The 17,217-nt window shown below is 55.6% G+C and carries 12 protein-coding genes and 1 pseudogene; 5 read left to right on the top strand and 8 right to left on the bottom strand.

Annotated elements, in window-relative coordinates; genetic code table 11:
* The first annotated feature begins 9 nt into the window (after positions 1-9).
* Positions 10-972, top strand: a complete 963-nt coding sequence (hemH, locus tag WM46_RS12360) for a ferrochelatase (RefSeq protein ID WP_102602409.1) — start codon at positions 10-12, stop codon at positions 970-972.
* On the opposite strand, the gene aes is transcribed toward hemH, so the two are convergent.
* Positions 969-1,940 (bottom strand): acetyl esterase, encoded by a 972-nt coding sequence (aes, locus tag WM46_RS12355; protein WP_102602408.1) that lies wholly within the window; start codon positions 1,938-1,940, stop codon positions 969-971. The two genes, hemH and aes, sit on opposite strands and share 4 nt — an antisense overlap.
* Before the next feature lie 141 nt (positions 1,941-2,081).
* On the opposite strand from aes, the gene gsk reads away from it, so the two are divergent.
* A complete protein-coding gene (gene gsk / locus WM46_RS12350) occupies positions 2,082-3,386 on the top strand; it encodes an inosine/guanosine kinase (protein ID WP_102602407.1) in 1,305 nt (434 codons plus the stop codon).
* Positions 3,387-3,505: 119 nt separating this feature from the next.
* On the opposite strand, the gene ybaL is transcribed toward gsk, so the two are convergent.
* Together ybaL and fsr are read right to left on the bottom strand one after the other, a co-directional pair.
* Complete coding sequence (gene ybaL, locus WM46_RS12345) at positions 3,506-5,182, bottom strand: YbaL family putative K(+) efflux transporter (RefSeq protein ID WP_061076674.1); 1,677 nt, start codon at positions 5,180-5,182, stop codon at positions 3,506-3,508.
* 214 nt (positions 5,183-5,396) lie between these two features.
* Complete coding sequence (gene fsr / locus WM46_RS12340; protein ID WP_102602406.1) at positions 5,397-6,617, bottom strand: fosmidomycin MFS transporter; 1,221 nt, start codon at positions 6,615-6,617, stop codon at positions 5,397-5,399.
* A gap of 225 nt (positions 6,618-6,842) precedes the next feature.
* Between fsr and ushA the strand changes: the two are divergent.
* A pseudogene (ushA, locus tag WM46_RS12335) lies at positions 6,843-8,494 on the top strand (bifunctional UDP-sugar hydrolase/5'-nucleotidase UshA).
* 123 nt (positions 8,495-8,617) lie between these two features.
* Here ushA and ybaK read toward each other — a convergent pair.
* The 3 genes from ybaK to copA form a co-directional block, all read right to left on the bottom strand.
* Positions 8,618-9,097 carry a Cys-tRNA(Pro)/Cys-tRNA(Cys) deacylase YbaK gene (gene ybaK, locus WM46_RS12330; RefSeq protein ID WP_061076676.1) on the bottom strand — a complete coding sequence of 160 codons (480 nt, stop codon included), beginning with the start codon at positions 9,095-9,097 and terminating at the stop codon, positions 8,618-8,620.
* Positions 9,098-9,299: 202 nt separating this feature from the next.
* Positions 9,300-10,094 (bottom strand): TraB/GumN family protein, encoded by a 795-nt coding sequence (locus WM46_RS12325; protein ID WP_102602405.1) that lies wholly within the window; start codon positions 10,092-10,094, stop codon positions 9,300-9,302.
* Positions 10,095-10,247: 153 nt separating this feature from the next.
* Positions 10,248-12,749: a copper-exporting P-type ATPase CopA gene (copA, locus tag WM46_RS12320; protein WP_102602404.1), complete on the bottom strand. Its 2,502-nt coding sequence runs from the start codon at positions 12,747-12,749 to the stop codon at positions 10,248-10,250.
* Positions 12,750-13,012: 263 nt separating this feature from the next.
* On the opposite strand from copA, the gene WM46_RS12315 reads away from it, so the two are divergent.
* Together WM46_RS12315 and cueR are read left to right on the top strand one after the other, a co-directional pair.
* Complete coding sequence (locus WM46_RS12315; RefSeq protein ID WP_262360476.1) at positions 13,013-13,564, top strand: serine O-acetyltransferase; 552 nt, start codon at positions 13,013-13,015, stop codon at positions 13,562-13,564.
* A 402-nt stretch (positions 13,565-13,966) separates the two neighbouring features.
* Positions 13,967-14,377 (top strand): Cu(I)-responsive transcriptional regulator, encoded by a 411-nt coding sequence (cueR, locus tag WM46_RS12310; RefSeq protein WP_044258912.1) that lies wholly within the window; start codon positions 13,967-13,969, stop codon positions 14,375-14,377.
* Here cueR and WM46_RS12305 read toward each other — a convergent pair.
* A complete protein-coding gene (locus tag WM46_RS12305) occupies positions 14,374-15,090 on the bottom strand; it encodes a DUF3142 domain-containing protein (RefSeq protein WP_102602403.1) in 717 nt (238 codons plus the stop codon). The genes cueR and WM46_RS12305 overlap by 4 nt on opposite strands.
* Positions 15,060-17,204, bottom strand: a complete 2,145-nt coding sequence (locus WM46_RS12300) for a hypothetical protein (protein WP_102603829.1) — start codon at positions 17,202-17,204, stop codon at positions 15,060-15,062. The genes WM46_RS12305 and WM46_RS12300 overlap by 31 nt, the downstream gene beginning before the upstream one ends.
* Positions 17,205-17,217 lie beyond the last annotated feature (13 nt).

Raw genomic sequence — 17,217 nt, 5'->3', positions numbered from 1 at the left:
GAGGCGGTAATGCGTCAGACGAAAACCGGTATCCTGCTGGCAAATCTTGGGACTCCCGATGCCCCCACCCCGGCGGCAGTAACACGCTATCTCCGGCAGTTCTTAAGCGATAAACGCGTTGTCGATACGCCCCGTGTGCTGTGGTGGCCGCTACTACGCGGTGTAATTTTGCCGCTGCGCGCTCCGCGAGTGGCAAAGCTTTATCAGTCGGTCTGGATGGAAGGCGGCTCGCCGCTGATGGTCTACAGCCGTCAACAGCAGCAGGCGCTTGCTGCGCGCTTACCGGACACGCCCGTCGCGCTGGGTATGAGTTACGGCTCGCCGTCGCTGGAAAGCGCGGTGGACGAGCTGCTGGCGAACCACGTTGATCACATTGTTGTGCTGCCGCTGTACCCGCAATATTCCTGCTCAACCGCCGCGGCGGTCTGGGATGAGCTGGCGCGCATTCTGGCGCGTAAACGTCGTATTCCCGGCATTTCGTTTATTCGCGATTACGCCGATGACAGCGCCTATATTGATGCGCTGGCGAACAGCGCGCGAGCCTCGTTTGCCGAACATGGCGAACCCGATTTGCTGCTGTTGTCGTATCACGGTATTCCCCAGCGTTTTGCAGATGAAGGCGACGACTATCCGCAGCGCTGCCGCGATACCACCCGTGAGCTGGTTTCTGCGCTCGGCCTGCCGCCAGAAAAAGTCATGATGACCTTCCAGTCGCGTTTTGGTCGTGAACCGTGGCTGACGCCCTATACTGATGAAACGCTGAAGATGTTAGGCGAGAAGGGTACGGGCCATATTCAGGTAATGTGTCCGGGCTTCGCGGCGGATTGTCTGGAGACGCTGGAAGAAATTGCGGTGCAGAATAAAGAGATCTTCCTCGAAGCGGGCGGCAAAAAGTATGAATATATTCCGGCGCTGAATGCCGCACCGGAACATATAGATATGATGCTGAAACTGACGGCCGCGTACCGCTAACGTGCCGCGTTAATCTGCTGAGTAAAGAAATGCGCACCATCGCGTAATGCATCATCGGCAGATTTTATCAGGCGTGAGTAGTGCAGAAAGGCGTGCAGGGTGCCGGGATACATTTTGTATTCGCAGGGCTGCTGGTGTGCCGCCAGCGTCTGGAAGAGCAGGCGACTGTCGTCGATCAGCGGGTCAAACTCCGCACCGGCGATAAAGCAGGGCGGCACCGCCTGTGTCAGGTCGTTGTTGAACAGGCAATAGTATGGCGACTCGCGATCGTCGGCATTACGCAGATACATTTTTTCGTACATCGCTAAATCCTGGCGGCTGAGGCCATCCCAGTCGCCGCCCATCAGTCGACGACTCACCGAGTCCTGTAAACCGTACAGGCCGTACCACAACAGCACGCCCGCCACCGTTCCACAGGAGATGTGCTTATCGCGCAGCCACAGCGCGCTGCTGAGCGCCAGCATCGCGCCAGCGGAATCACCAGCAAAGCCAATGCGTGTCATATTCAACTGATAGTCGTCCGCCTGCTGATAAAAGAACTGACAGGTGTCAACGGTTTCTTCAAGGGCTTGTGGAAAGCGCGCTTCAGGCGAGAGCGAATAGTCGACGCCAATTACTGTGCACTGGGTATAGCTTGCCAGCAGGCGCATGATACGGTCATGGGTATCCAGATTACCGAGAATACAACCGCCACCGTGCAGGTAAAACAGCGTAGCCTGACTGTCTGGCGTTGGGCTGTACAGGCGCGTTGTCACCTCTCCCCAGCGCGTGGGAATGGCATATTCCCGCGTTGGCATCTGCGGTGCATCCGCGTTCCAGAAGCGGCGTTCAAGAATGTAGTGTTGGCGCATAGCGACCACATCATCAGCGGGCGGCCAGGGCGGCAGATCGTCCTGCCGGACATTCAGTACCGCCTTCATTTCATCTGAAATGCGTGCCAGTACGGGAAGTTTGTTTTCCGGTTTCATAAAACGCTCCTTGTGAAATCGATCCATTGTAAGAGCTTCCGCCGTGGAAACTGCGATCCGCCCGTCCGATATTGAAACTCTGTCGTCGCAGGGGGAATGTGCTACCATGCACCGCTCAGTTAGCCACCCGTAAAAACAGCCATGAAATTTCCCGGTAAACGCAAATCCAAACACTATTTCCCTGTCAATGCACGCGATCCGCTGCTGCAACAAATCCAGCCTGAAAATGAAACCAGCGCCGCATGGGTGGTGGGGATCGATCAAACGCTGGTGGATATTGAGGCGAAAGTGGATGACGCGTTTGTGCAACGTTATGGACTGAGCGCCGGGCATTCGCTGGTGATTGAGGATGACGTGGCCGAAGCGCTGTATCAGGAACTGGTGCGCGACAACCTGATCACCCATCAGTTTGCCGGCGGGACCATTGGCAACACCATGCACAACTACTCTGTGCTGGCCGATGACCGTTCAGTGTTGCTGGGCGTAATGTGCAGCAACATTGAGATTGGTAGTTACGCTTACCGCTATCTGTGTAACACCTCCAGCCGGACCGACCTTAACTATCTGCAGGGCGTTGACGGACCGATTGGCCGCTGCTTTACCCTGATAGGCGAATCCGGCGAGCGTACCTTCGCCATCAGCCCAGGGCACATGAACCAACTGCGCGCGGAAAGCATTCCGGAATCGGTAATTGCCGGGGCATCGGCGCTGGTGTTGACCTCCTATCTGGTACGCTGCAAGCCGGGCGAGCCGATGCCGGAAGCCACCATGAAGGCCATAGAGTACGCTAAAAAGCACAATGTGCCGGTGGTACTGACGCTGGGAACCAAATTTGTCATCGCCGATAACCCGCAGTGGTGGCAGGATTTCCTGAAAGAGAACGTCTCTATTCTGGCGATGAATGAAGAAGAGGCCGAAGCGCTGACCGGTGAAAACGATCCGCTGCTGGCGTCTGACAAAGCGCTGGACTGGGTCGATCTGGTGTTGTGTACCGCCGGACCGGTAGGGCTGTACATGGCGGGCTTTACTGAAGAGGAAGCCAAACGCAAAACCCAGCACCCGCTGCTGCCGGGCGCGATTGCCGAATTTAACCAGTATGAGTTCAGCCGCGCGATGCGCCATAAAGACTGTCGCAATCCGCTGCGCGTCTATTCCCATATCGCCCCGTATATGGGCGGCCCAGAAAAAATCATGAATACCAATGGCGCAGGTGACGGCGCGCTGGCGGCGCTGCTGCATGATATTACTGCCAATAGCTATCACCGTTCGAATGTGCCGAATTCCAGTAAGCATAAGTTCACCTGGCTGACCTATTCGTCATTAGCGCAGGTGTGTAAATATGCCAATCGCGTGAGTTATCAGGTACTGAACCAGCACTCCCCGCGTCTGACGCGTGGACTGCCGGAGCGTGAGGACAGCCTCGAAGAGTCGTACTGGGATCGTTAAATCATCATGCCGGATGGCGGCGTAAACGCCTTATCCGGCCTACAGTTGCCATTATCTGTGTCATCACGTTTGCCTGATAAGCGAAGCGCCATCAGGCAAACGAGCCGATGCAACGATGGTCACCCCGTCACGACTTCACCTGCTGGTGGTGTTTCCAGCAGTTCCAGCATCGTACGGGCGATTTCGCGCTCGCCCATCACGACCTGATTAGCGCCGCGTTCGGTAATGTACTCGACCTCATCGTCATAATGCGCGCGAGCGATAATCTCAATATTCGGGCACTTCTCGCGGGCAGAAGCAACAATTTCGCCGGCCTCGTAGCCGTTCGGGATGGTGAGGATCAGCCAGCGGGCGCAATCCAGGTGCGCCAGATTCATGATCTCTTCATTGGCGGCATTCCCCAGCACCGCGCGGATCCCGCGCTCGCGTAGTTCATCAACCCGTGTCCGTGACGTTTCGATAACCACTAACGGCATTCCGGCCGCCATCAGTTTTTCACCGAGCAGACTGCCGACGCGGCCAAAACCAACCAGCAGCGCGTGGTTGCAGATATCCACCGGAATTTGTTTCTCTTCCTCGATAGCCTCTTCCAGCGTCTGTTCTTCCAGCGTCTCGGTTTTTGCCAGATATTTTTCCAGCAGAGCAAACAGCACCGGGTTGAGCATAATCGACAGAATCGCCCCCGCCAGCACCAGATTTTGCCCTTCCTGCGGCAGCAGGTTCAGCGCCATCCCCAGACCGGCGAGAATAAAGGCGAACTCACCAATCTGCGCCAGGCTGGCGGCGATGGTCAGCGCGGTACGCGGCGAGTGGCCAAACAGACGTACCAGGAAGAAGGCGGCGACCGACTTGCCAAAGATAATGATGGCAAGCGTCGCCAGCACGGCCAGCGGCTGTTGGATCAGAATCAGGGGATCAAACAGCATACCGACGGAGACAAAGAACAGGACGGCAAATGCGTCGCGCAGCGGCAGAGTATCGTGGGCCGCACGGTGGCTCAGTTCCGATTCATTCAGTACCATCCCGGCAAAGAACGCGCCCAGCGCGAAGGAGACATCAAACAGTTCTACTGCGCCGAAAGCGATACCTAATGCCAGCGCCAGTACGGACAGGGTAAACAGTTCGCGGGAGCCGGTTGCCGCACTGCGCGCCATAATCCACGGCACCAGACGGCGGCCAACCAGCATCATAATGGCGATAAAGGCGATAACTTTACCGATGGTCATACCCATGTCGACCGCCAGCGAGGCGAACCCGACGTTGCCTTTTTCCATCATTCCGGCCACGGCGGGCAGCAGGACCAGCGTCAGCACCATCACCAGATCTTCAACAATCAGCCAGCCGATGGCAATCTGCCCTCGCTGACTGTCGACCAGTTGTCGTTCTTCAAGCGCGCGCAGCAGCACCACGGTACTGGCGGTTGAAAGACATAAACCAAAGACGATGCCGGTCATCAGCGACCAGCCCAGCATGGCGGAAAGGGCCATACCCAACAGCGTCGCCACGGCTATCTGGGCGATCGCGCCGGGAATGGCTATCGACTTTACCGCCATCAAATCCTTCAGTGAAAAGTGCAAACCGACGCCGAACATCAGCAGAATAACGCCAAGCTCAGCGAGCTCCGGCGCAAGTTTGGTATCAGCCACAAAGCCAGGAGTAAAAGGACCGGCCAGAACGCCCGCTAACAGATATCCCACCAGAGGAGAAATACGCAGTTTATTGGCAAGCATGCCGAGTATAAAAGCGAGCACAAGGCCGCCAACAATGGTGGTGATAAGCGGGGTGGCGTGATGCATTCCGTCTCCTTTGGTAGCTGATTTCCAAAATTCCAGGTAATAGTTTATGACAATTTTGACTATTATGTTTGTGAATAATTATTGAATTTTGAAGAAAACTGCAATTTGAAGCGAAAAAGGCACGGATCGGAAAACGAGCGGACTGGATACAGAGCAAAGGCTTATAACAACAGGTGTAGCGAGCGGCTAAAGTTTAGCTTTAGCCGCAAGAAACTCAGGCTTTATGCCGGTTATCAGGTAAGAATATGGTCAGTATCCCCAGAAGTGGTAGGAAAGCACAGATTTTATAGACTAACTCGATGCTGGTGTGGTCAGCGAGCAGACCTAACACGGCGGCTCCCAGGCCACCCATCCCAAAGGCAAAACCAAAAAACAGACCAGAAACCATGCCGATACGACCCGGCAGTAGCTCCTGGGCATACACCAGAATGGCGGAAAACGCGGAGGCGAGAATAAAACCAATGATCACCGTTAAAATACCGGTCCAGTGTAGGGTGGCATAAGGTAAAATCAGCGTAAACGGCGCGACGCCGAGGATAGAGCCCCAAATGACATATTTTCTGCCAATCTTATCGCCTAAAGGCCCGCCGATTACCGTTCCTGCAGCAACCGCAAACAGGAAGGCAAAGAGGTGAAATTGCGCGTTTTGTACCGATAATCCGAATTTTTGCATCAGATAAAAGGTGTAATAGCTGCTGATGCTCGCCATATAGAAGTATTTCGAGAAAATCAGGATCAGCAGGACACTGACCGCAAGCACCACCTTATTGCGCGGCAACGGATTGATAATCGTTGCTTTGGGTTTCCCCTTGCTCATACGATGCTGCGCGGCATACCAGCGGCTGATTTGCGCCAGCACGACAATCGCCAGCAGCGCCGCAAGCACGAACCAGGCCACATTACCTTTGCCGTAAGGGGCGATGATCACTGCCGCCAACAACGGACCCAGGGAGCTACCAAAGTTACCGCCCACCTGGAAGATGGACTGGGCAAGACCGTGGCGTCCGCCTGAGGCCATCCGCGCCACACGGGACGATTCCGGGTGGAATACCGAAGAACCGGTGCCGACCAGCGCGGCAGCCAGCAGCACGGCGCCAAAACTGCCGGCCATCGCCAACAGCACCAGCCCGCTCAGCGTAAAGCACATGCCAATCGGCAACGACCACGGCATCGGATACTTATCGGTCCAGTAGCCGACCACCGGTTGTAGAAGCGAAGAGGCCAACTGGAAGGTCAGGGTGATCATCCCTATCTGCATAAAGGTCAGTGAGAATTCGGACTGTAATAGCGGATAGATCGCCAGAATTAACGACTGAATCATATCGTTAAGCAGGTGTGAAAGGCTGATCGCGCCTAAAATGCCGAACGACGTACGTGCCTTAGCGACTGGCGCGGACGCACCAGGTGCTGGCTGGGTTTGTTCACTCATTGCCATAGAAAGTCACTTCTGTCTGATTTGCGATGTATGCGCTTTATCCTTCACGCTGCCCGGATGCAACGTGAACGATGTTGCGCATAGGGGAATATCGTCATTGTGATTATTACCTGACTAACATACCTGCGGACGAGGTTTGAAGGAAGTCTCAATTCTGAAAACTTATTCGACTATTATTTCAGATAATTGTAATTTCAGCCGAGTGAAGGAATCAGGGAGAGAAACATGAAATTTTTGAAACGGGGTGTGGCGCTGGCACTGTTCGCCGCATTCACGCTGGCAAGTCAGCCTGCTCAGGCTTATGAAAAAGATAAAACCTATAAAATCACCATTCTGCATACCAACGATCATCATGGCCATTTCTGGCGCAGTGAATACGGCGAGTACGGTCTCTCGGCGCAAAAAACGCTGGTGGACGGGATTCGTCGCGAGGTGGCTGCCGAAGGGGCAGCGTCCTGCTGCTGTCCGGTGGTGACATCAACACCGGCGTTCCCGAATCAGATCTCCAGGATGCTGAGCCCGACTTTCGTGGGATGAACCTGATTGGTTATGACGCGATGGCGGTCGGTAACCACGAATTTGATAATCCGCTCACCGTCCTGCGTCAGCAGGAGAAGTGGGCGAAGTTCCCCTTTCTCTCGGCCAATATTTACCAGAAAAGTACCGGCGAGCGTCTGTTCAAACCCTGGGCCATTTTTAAACGTCAGGATCTGAAAATCGCGGTTATCGGTTTGACCACCGACGATACGGCGAAAATCGGTAACCCTGAGTTCTTCACCGATATCGAATTTCGCAAACCAGCGGAAGAGGCAAAGGTGGTGATTCAGGAGTTGCAGATGAATGAAAAGCCTGACGTCATGATTGCCACCACTCACATGGGGCACTATGACAACGGTAACCATGGTTCGAACGCGCCGGGCGACGTCGAAATGGCACGCAGTCTGCCAGAGGGCGCGCTGGCGATGATTGTGGGTGGTCACTCACAGGACCCGGTGTGCATGGCAGCGGAAAATAAAAAACAGGTGGATTACGTTCCCGGTACGCCGTGTGCGCCGGACAAACAGAACGGGATCTGGATTGTACAGGCCCATGAGTGGGGGAAATACGTTGGTCGCGCGGACTTTGAGTTCCGTAACGGCGAGATGAAAATGGTCAACTATCAGCTGATTCCGGTGAATCTCAAGAAGAAAGTGACCTGGGAAGACGGGAAAAGTGAGCACGTACTTTACACCCCGGAAATCGCTGAGAATGCGCAGATGCTCTCGCTGTTGTCTCCGTTCCAGAATAAAGGAAAAGCGCAACTGGATGTGAAAATCGGGGCGGTGAATGACCGTCTGGAAGGCGACCGCAGCAAGGTCCGTTTTGTGCAGACCAACATGGGGCATTTGATTCTGGCTGCGCAAATGGCGCGCACCGGTGCTGATTTCGGCGTCATGAGCGGCGGCGGCATTCGTGACTCGATCGAAGGCGGGGATATCACCTATAAAAGCGTGCTGAAGGTTCAGCCGTTCGGCAACGTTGTTGTGTATGCCGATATGAACGGTAAGGATGTGACGGACTATCTGACGGCCGTGGCGCAAATGAAACCGGACTCCGGCGCCTATCCGCAGTTTGCCAGGGTTAGTTTTGTGGCAAAAGATGGCAAGCTCAACGAGTTGAAAATCAACGGCGAGCCGATTGACCCGGCGAAAACCTACCGTATGGCGACGCTCAGCTTTAACGCGACCGGCGGCGATGGCTATCCGCGGATTGATAACAAACCGGGGTACGTCAACACCGGGTTTATTGATGCGGAAGTGCTGAAGGAATACATTCAGAAAAACTCACCGCTGGATGCCAGTGCGTATGAGCCGAAAGGGGAAGTCAGCTGGCAGTGACAGGACGGAGTGCCGGATGGGGTGCTGGCACCTTTTCCGGCCTGCAGGTCAGCGCGGTTTGTCGGCCTGATAAGAGGTAGGCCGGATAAGACGCGTGCGTCGCCATCCGGCACAAATACGCATTTAGTCCCGGCGGGCGATATCGGCGAATTTAGCCTCCAGAATCGCGGCCAAATCAACCGCCGCCAGTTCAATGTCCAGCCCGCGTTTGCCGCCAGAGACAAAAATGGTGTCAAACGTCTGGGCTGGCGCATCGATCAGCGTTGGCAGACGTTTTTTCTGTCCCAGCGGACTAATGCCGCCGACCAGATACCCGGTTGTACGTTGCGCAACCAGCGGATCGGCCATATCGACCTTTTTCGCGCCGAGCGCTTTGGCGACTTTTTTCAGATCCAGTTGTCCGGCCACGGGGGTGACCGCTACCGCCAGATGTTTCATATCACCATTCACCGCAACCAGCAGCGTTTTGTACACCTGATCGGCATTCAACCCTAACTTGCGCACCACTTCATCACCGAAGTTGGTTTCGGCGGGATCGTGATCGTAGGTGTGGATTTTGAACGTAATTTTGTTTTTTTCGAGTAATTTAACGGCGGGTGTCATAGCTATTTTTCCTGGCTAAACCAAATGACAAGTCAAGCGTATCTCTAACAAATGTCCGAAATATAGTACCATCTTGCGCAATTATGTTGGCAGGATGCAGAGTTTGAGCGACAATCGACATACACCGTCGCATTAAGCGGCGGCATAATAATAATGATGAAATTCCTCTTTGACGGGCCAATAGAAATATTGGCCACTTTTTTTATCGCATCAGCTCCGGCAGATTCCCCTCTCCATACAGGTGCAGCGCGCCGACAGCTACCACATAGCGACCCACAGGCAGCGCCGCCAGACGATCCCGCCAGGCGATATTGCGCTGATGCATCAGCACATCATACAGCGACTGACTGAAGGTGTTCGGAAGCGTCAGGTGATTGTCCTGCGGCGGCGCTTTCAGCCACCAGCTCATCATCTGCTGCAGCAGTCGGGCGTTGGTGTGCCAGTGCGTCAACGTATCATCCAGCAGCGCCAGACCGTTATCAGGCAGTTCGCACAATAGCGCAATCTGACTGGCGGCGCCTTCCAGTTCAATCACCGGTTTTTCTGCCTTTTTCGCGGCCTGCAACAGTTGATAATCAATGCCGTATTCCGGGCGTAATCCTAACTGTTGCGCCTGGGTGGCCTGCAACACCATCGCGATTTGCCACAGCGGTTGCGTGGAAAACAGCGCCGGAGAGATCCCCAGTTCATCGGTCGCGCGATGCAGGCTGCGCAATTGCTCCTCGCTGATGCGTTGTTCCAGCGCGGCAAACTCGGGTAGATCGGCAAAGGGGCTGTCATTGCCGGAGACGTCGGCCTCAACAATAAGCGCATCGGCGTTGTTAAGCTTTTTGAGCAGTCTGGCAGGGAGAGGGGACATATCGCGACTGCCCATATGAATACTGCCAATCAGGTGGAAATGGCGGTTGCCGGGCAACGAAACATCAATGGCGGGCCAGGTATAGCGATTGCCGGATAGCGTAGCGAAGAATGTTTTTACCCGGTAAAACAGATCCATGCGACCTCCCTAATCAGAAGCCCATGCTAACGCGTGACCCAGGGCTGTGCAATGTGTGAATTGCCGGATGGCGGCGCTAAAGTGCCTCATCCGGCTTTGCCGTTCCACATTAACGCAGTAGGCCGGATAAGCGTCAGCGCCATCCGGCATCGCTTACTCTTTTGGTTTAAAGCGCAGCAGTCGGTTAGCGTTGCTCACCACGGTAATGGATGAGAGCGCCATTGCCGCACCGGCAACCACTGGGTTGAGTAGCGTACCGGTGAACGGCCACAGGATACCGGCGGCCACCGGGATCCCGATGCTGTTGTAGATGAACGCCCCGAGCAGGTTCTGCTTCATATTACGCAGCGTGGCACGGGAGATGGACAGCGCATCTGCTACGCCCATCAGACTGTGGCGCATCAGTGTGATTGCGGCAGTTTCAATCGCCACGTCGCTGCCGCCGCCCATTGCAATCCCGACATCGGCCTGCGCCAGTGCCGGTGCATCATTGATGCCGTCACCGACCATCGCCACCTGACGCCCCTGGCTTTGCAGACGTTTAATGGCATCGGCTTTACCGTCCGGCAGAACGCCGGCAATCACCTCATCAATTCCCGCCTCTTTGGCGATGGCGTTGGCCGTTGTCGGGTTATCGCCGGTTAACATCACCAGACGATAACCGGCACGGTGCAGTCGCTGAAGGGCTGCCACGCTGTCGCTACGCAGCGGATCGCGTACGGCCAGCAGCGCCGCCGCGTTGCCATCAATCGCCAGCAATACCGGCGTGGCGCCCTGGGAAGCCTGGGCTGAAATCTCGGCTTCCAGTTCGCGGGTGTCAACCTGCTGCTCATTCAGCAGCGCCTGGTTGCCCAACAACAGCGTATGGCCTTCCGCTTCGCCGCTAACGCCTAATCCACGCAGGGTGCGGAAACCGTTGACCTGCGGCAGTGCGCCGTCACCCGCTTTGTCGAGAATCGCCCGTGCCAGCGGGTGGCTGGAGCCTTGCTCAAGCGCGGCCGCCAGTCGCAACGCTTGCGCCTCGTTAGTGCTGCCAACGGTTTTAATCGCAACGACCTGGGGTTTGCCTTCGGTCAGCGTCCCGGTTTTGTCGAAGACCACGGTATCCAGAGTGCTGGCGCGCTGCAGCGCATCGGCATCACGCACCAGTACGCCAAACTCAGCCGCACGACCTACGCCGGAAATAATCGACATCGGCGTCGCCAGACCCAGCGCGCAAGGACAGGCGATGATCAGTACCGTCGTGGCAATCACCAGGGTATAGACAATTTGTGGGGCCGGGCCAAAGAAGTACCATATACCCGCGCTCACCAACGCAATCAGTACCACGACCGGGACAAACACGGCGGAAATCTTATCGGCCATCTGACCGATTTCAGGCTTACTGCTCTGTGCCTGGCGCACCATGCGAATAATGCGCGACAGTGTGGTATGGCTGCCTACCGCACTGGCGCGGAACAACACGCTGCCATCCTGCACGACGGTACCGGCATGCACACTGTCGCCTTCCCCTTTTTGTTGTGGGATAGGTTCGCCAGTGAGCATCGCCTCATCCAGCCAGGCTTCGCCCTGGGTGATTTCACCGTCAACCGGCACGCGGTCGCCGGTGGTCAGGCGCAACAGCATCCCCGGCTGAACCTCTGCCAGCGGTACGCTCTTTTCACCTTCTTCTGTAACCACCCGCGCCGTTGGCGGCGTGAGATCGAGTAATTTTTCCAGCGCCTTAGACGAGCGCTGACGCGCGCGGGCTTCCAGCATGTGTCCGAGGTTAATCAGACCAATGATCATCGCACTGGCTTCATAATAAAGATGACGTGCTTCCATCGGGAACCACTGCGGCCACAGGTTGACGCTCATGGAATACAGCCAGGCAACGCCGGTACCCAGCGCCACCAGGGTATCCATCGTCGCGGTGCCGTTCATCAGGCTTTTCCACGCGCTGCGATAAAAATGGCCGCCCGCAAAGACCATCACGGCGAGCGTTGCCAGGCCGATCGCCAGCCACAGACTGCGGTTGTCGGCGGTCACCATCATGTTATCGCCCATCATCCCCCAGACCATCACCGGCACACCCACCAGCAGGGCGACAATCGCCTGCCAGCGGAAGCGTTTCATTGTTGCGATGGCGGTTTCCTGCTGGCGCTCACGGCGTTTGAGATCGTCTTCAATCGCCTCCGCGCCATAACCGGCTTTTTCCACCGCCAGGACTAAATCTGCGGCGGACGCACTGCCCATCACCAGCGCAGTACGTTCCGCGAGGTTTACCCGTGCCTGCGTGACCCCGGGAACGCTTTGCAGCGCATTTTGTACCCGGGAAACACAGCTGGCGCAGCTCATGCCGCTTAACAGCAGCTGTTGGCTCTCATCTTCAGCCGTCGCTGCCGGAAGCTCAGGAGGGACCGCTGCCAGCGCTTCCGACGGGATTGATGACTCCGCCAGCGGTTTAGCCTTTGGGTGGCTTAACTCTGCGCCGTAACCGGCTTGTTTGATGGTGTCGATAAGCGCTTCGGCACTGGCAGTACCGGTGACGTGCGCTTCAGTCACGGTAACCTCAGCCTGTTCAACATCCGGGCGTTGTTCAAGACTCTCTTTTACGCGTTTGACGCAGTGACCGCAGGACAGGCCGTCCAGGGTCAGGTCGATAGTTTGAGACATCACTACACTCCTTTATTACAGGGATTAACTGACTGTGATAAAGGTTAAACCTTCCCGCAAGGGGAAGGTCAAGTGTTTATACTGCTGATTGAAAGGGATATTTAAAATCAGTGTCCACACTTCGACAAAAGTGTCCACATTACAATGACAAAGCCTTGCTATGTTGTGAGGCTTTTTTCAGCATAGCCTGCATTAAAAAATGTTGTCTCTATGAGGTATTAATTTAGAATTAACCTTTGATTTTTGCGTCAGGACGACTACACGTGAACTCATACTCCGAACTGAAGGAATGCATTCGCCTTGAGGTCATAGGCCGTGATAAGGCCTTTTCATGGCGCAGGGCCATAATCCGCACCCGGCGTAATCATAAGAAACACTTCCTTTTTTGGTGGCGGATCGCTTCCTGGCTATACGGACAAGACAGTAAATTCAAAAAACGGATAGCCCGAAAAATTGAACATCGTCTCAAACAACGTCACCCTGTTGATATTTCGTTATCCTGCCAAATTGGTAAAGGTCTGAACATTGCGCATCTTAACGGCATAGTGATTACTGATAATTGCGTCATCGGCGAGTATGCCGATCTTAAGCAAGGTATTACGATTGGCCTGCGCACAGACAGCGCTGACGCAATGATAATCATCGGCAGTAATGTGGATATCGGCTGCAACTCTACAATTCTTGGCGGGAAAATTACGATTGGGGATAACGTCACTATTGGTGCGCACTCACTGGTACTCACAGATATTCCCGCTGATACTGTTTACAAAAATATGATATCCCCTGTCATGACATCGAAAAAAGTCGCCGCGTAATTTGCAGATTAACGCCCCATCGTGGGCGTTTTCGTCTTACCTGCAATCCTTAAACAATGGAATTTTTCTCGATCCTTTTTGCGACGCTGCGCAACACCAGAAAATTTAACTTTTAATACGCAACCCTTGCGCCGTAAGGCTTTGCTCTATTTCATCCTGCAACCTCCACACTACAGCCGCTCACAATTTTTTCGCTCCAAATTGCTTAGGCGGGTGCGGTATAGCGCCGTTTCCGTCTTGGATCCGCTTCAGCCTGTGTGCTGTGGTTTCCTGTGCTGGGCGTTGTTGAACGAACGAAAGAAAGGCCGTACGATGGCTTGTGGGTGGAATGGATCGGCGCAGTGCACTGTGGCGCTACGCCACTTGAAAACCTTCTATCAAAGGGAAGGCCTGGGGGAGAAAGTGAATATATCCGATGTAGCAAAAAAAACCGGCTTAACCAGTAAAGCGATTCGCTTTTATGAAGAGAAAGGGCTGGTCACGCCGCCGCTGCGTGGCGAAAACGGCTATCGCACGTACGGGCAGCAGCATCTCAATGAGCTGACGCTACTGCGCCAGGCGCGCCAGGTCGGATTCAACCTTGAAGAGTGCGGTGAACTGGTAAATCTGTTCAACGATCCGGGGCGTCACAGCGCGGATGTCAAAAAGCGGACGCTGGAGAAAGTGGCTGAAATTGAGCGCCATATCAGCGAATTACAGTCAATGCGCGTACAGTTGCTGGCGCTGGCTGAGTCGTGTCCGGGCGATGACAGTGCGGAATGCCCAATTATTGATAACCTTTCTGGCTGCTGCCACCACAAGGCGCAGGCTTAACGCGCGTCGGGGTTGAGCATAAAGACCACCGTGCCGCGATACCACGAGGATGTGCGTAACAGTGCTTCCGCCTGGCTGTCCCGCATACCGTGCTGTACCAGACCAAGCTTAAAGGGAATACGCAGGCGGGTGAGGGCGGGCAGGTAGTCCTGATAATTCGTCACCGTGCGCCGCCCCTGATAGCTCTGCACCACCAGTTCATCGATCGGCAGCGCGTTCAGCGTCGCGACGTCACCGGTTTTCGCCCAGTCCAGTAATCCGGTTACCCCAAGAGCAAAGTCGGGAGGCAGTTGTTGGCGCAATGCCCGCAGAAAGCGGGCATAGTCGGCGAGTTGATGCGTCGCGGCGTCAAAATCGACCTGCAGCCCTACAACCTGATTTCCCGCCGCCTGCCAGCGCTGCATCAGCCGCACGATGCGTGCCGGAATTGCGTCCGGAACGTCGAGCGTGGTAAAGCGTATGGTAAGCCAGATGGACGGAAACGTCAGGCGACTGACGGGAAGTCCCAGACGCTGAAACTCTGCGCCCTTCGCCCGCATCAATACTTCACCCTGATGCAGATAGACCGTCCGGGCGCCTCTCAGTTCATCGCTGGCCTTTACCCCTGACCAGAGCCAGAAGGCGGGATGTTCGCGGGCGGTAACCGTCTCAACTGCCTGCGCCTGTCCCGCCAGTAGCGCGATTACCAGTAGTATTTGAGTTTTTGCGCCCACGGACTGCCCGGATACTGGGTTTTCAACTGCGTGAACCAGCCTTTGCGCTGCTGTTTGTCCACCTCTTCTCCGCCGCACTCATTTGCACCGGACGGGGCGTAGCACATGATGGCGCGATACAGCGCGTAACTTCTGTCTTCATGCTCGGCTTGCGGCGAGGTAATGACCTGCTGATAGTAACTCTGGCGGTCATACTGCCCAACCGGATGCTTGCGGTCGATAGCGGCTTCCAGCACGCCATTGCCTGCGCTGTCTTTCCACAAATCGACATGGGTTTGCGACGTGCGGAAAAACTCACCCAGACAGTTCAGCGCATGGGCATCATCGGGATTTTTGCTCAGCGTGCCGACGGTGTCATTGAGGCTGCGGCACACGTAACCGGCTTCAGCGGCGTCGCCGTTCCAGTCAAACGTGCTCAGATTGACGTCGTTGAATGCTTCACCGATCACCGGCTGCGTGATGGCGCTGGCGAGTTTGCGGTCCTGCAGCCAGTCGCTAAAGCGGTTTTCAGTGAGATCGCGCACCAGCAGCGTATGCAGCGCGATAGTGCGTTCTTCATTATTCGGCCCCTGGCTGACCTGCTGGCGCAGCTGTTCAGGCGTCGCCACAGTTTTCAGTACCCGCGAGCGATAGCGCAAGCTGGTGACCGCGCTGTCCGGGGCAAACATCGCCGCCGTATCGCCGCTGTAGACCAGCGTCGCCGCCAGTTTTGCCTGCACATACTGCCGCTGTTCGTTATCCTGGCTCAGCTTCAGCAGTGTCGACCAGAAATCGCGTGCCGCTGGCCACTGCTTTTGTCCCATCAGCGCGTTACCGTAGAGAACCTGTTCACTGAAGGCGAGGATATCGTGAGCCGGTAGTTCTTGCGCCGGGGTAACCGCCTGAAGAATGGCAGCATCGTTCTCTGTCACCAGCCACAGGTTGAGTTGCAGATCGCGCCACAGCGGCAGTTTCCCGCTTTTTTCAAAAACCGGTTTGCTGGCATCAAGGTTCGCCTGCGTCAGGGTTGGCTTCAGGTCGCTGTTCAGACGAAGGGCGCGCAGCATCTCGATATAACTGACGAGGGGGGCATCGGCGAACGCCTCCTGGACGGATTGATCGTAAAACTGCATGCCATAGACATTATCGTATTCAATCACCAGGTTTCGCAGCGCCTGCGCATCGGCGGCCTGCTGGAATGCCTGCTCATACAATCCTGCAAGCGACGTCCAGTCCTGCAAATACCAGTGGATGCGACGCAGCATGCCGTGTGCGGAATCGGCATAGCGGCCTTCTGGCCAGCGCTGGAGATAGGTTTGCGCCTCTTTTTGCGCGAGCAAGGCGTCTTCACGGTTTATTCGCGCGATATCAAAATCGCCATATTCGCCGACACTGTTCTGGCTGCTTTTGTTCAGCGCCGTGCGCATCAGCATATATTGCGCGGTTTCCGCCAGCCACGGGCGATCGCTCTTAAGCAGAGACGTGAAGGTCTGCGCGGCGCTTTCGTATTCACCCGCGTAAAAATGGGCCGCGCCGGTCAGATAGGTTTTATACGTCAGGGCAACTGAATCCGCCGGGAGCGCGGCGAGGGACGCCGTAATTTGCTCTGCGTTGGCCCCGGAATAAAGCCCCAGACGTGCCTGCGCCAGCGCCTGCTTTTGTTCTGCCGTCAGCGCCGCATCGCTTTGCAGCGCGGCAAAAAACTGACTGACGCTGTCGGCATTATTGGAGACAAAACGGTTTTCCTGCTCATCGTCGTGGTTGAATTCAACCGGCTCCACCTGCAGCGTTGCCATTTGCCCGGCGAGCGGGCTGGTTTCGTTCTGCGTTTGTGCAGGCGAGTCCGTCCGGACATCAATGTCATCCCACTGCGGGTGATAAGCAAAATAGAAGTCGCGCGAGCGGGTGATATCCGCGGGCATCGACTGGACGGGCACAGCAAACGACTTTGCCTCACTCAGCAGGCGCAACAGGTTATCGCGAGAATCATTATCGGGCGTCAGAATAGGGTCGCCTTTCAGTAGGCAGCGTTCGTCGCTCCACGTGCAGTCTGCCATATCAAACGAGGCGAATGCCTGCGGGGCGCTCGCCAGTAGTGCGCAAAAACTTAATGCCAGAGGCGTCTTCCTGACCATCATGCGATTCCTG

This window comes from Citrobacter freundii complex sp. CFNIH2 (genome assembly GCF_002880615.1).
In the GTDB taxonomy this organism is placed as follows: Bacteria; Pseudomonadota; Gammaproteobacteria; order Enterobacterales; family Enterobacteriaceae; genus Citrobacter_A; species Citrobacter_A amalonaticus_F.
The sequence above is the reverse complement of the archived record's forward strand: the minus strand, read 5'-3'. Positions and strand labels throughout refer to the sequence as shown.

Bases quoted from the DNA above. Each gene is read 5' to 3' on its own strand.
- ybaL (WP_061076674.1), bottom strand. From the start codon at position 5,182: ATGCATCACGCCACCCCGCTTATCACCACCATTGTTGGCGGCCTTGTG.
- copA (WP_102602404.1), bottom strand. From the start codon at position 12,749: ATGTCTCAAACTATCGACCTGACCCTGGACGGCCTGTCCTGCGGTCAC.
- WM46_RS12325 (WP_102602405.1), bottom strand. From the start codon at position 10,094: ATGGATCTGTTTTACCGGGTAAAAACATTCTTCGCTACGCTATCCGGC.
- WM46_RS12300 (WP_102603829.1), bottom strand. From the start codon at position 17,204: ATGGTCAGGAAGACGCCTCTGGCATTAAGTTTTTGCGCACTACTGGCG.
- aes (WP_102602408.1), bottom strand. From the start codon at position 1,940: ATGAAACCGGAAAACAAACTTCCCGTACTGGCACGCATTTCAGATGAA.
- hemH (WP_102602409.1), top strand. From the start codon at position 10: ATGCGTCAGACGAAAACCGGTATCCTGCTGGCAAATCTTGGGACTCCC.
- ybaK (WP_061076676.1), bottom strand. From the start codon at position 9,097: ATGACACCCGCCGTTAAATTACTCGAAAAAAACAAAATTACGTTCAAA.
- fsr (WP_102602406.1), bottom strand. From the start codon at position 6,617: ATGGCAATGAGTGAACAAACCCAGCCAGCACCTGGTGCGTCCGCGCCA.
- gsk (WP_102602407.1), top strand. From the start codon at position 2,082: ATGAAATTTCCCGGTAAACGCAAATCCAAACACTATTTCCCTGTCAAT.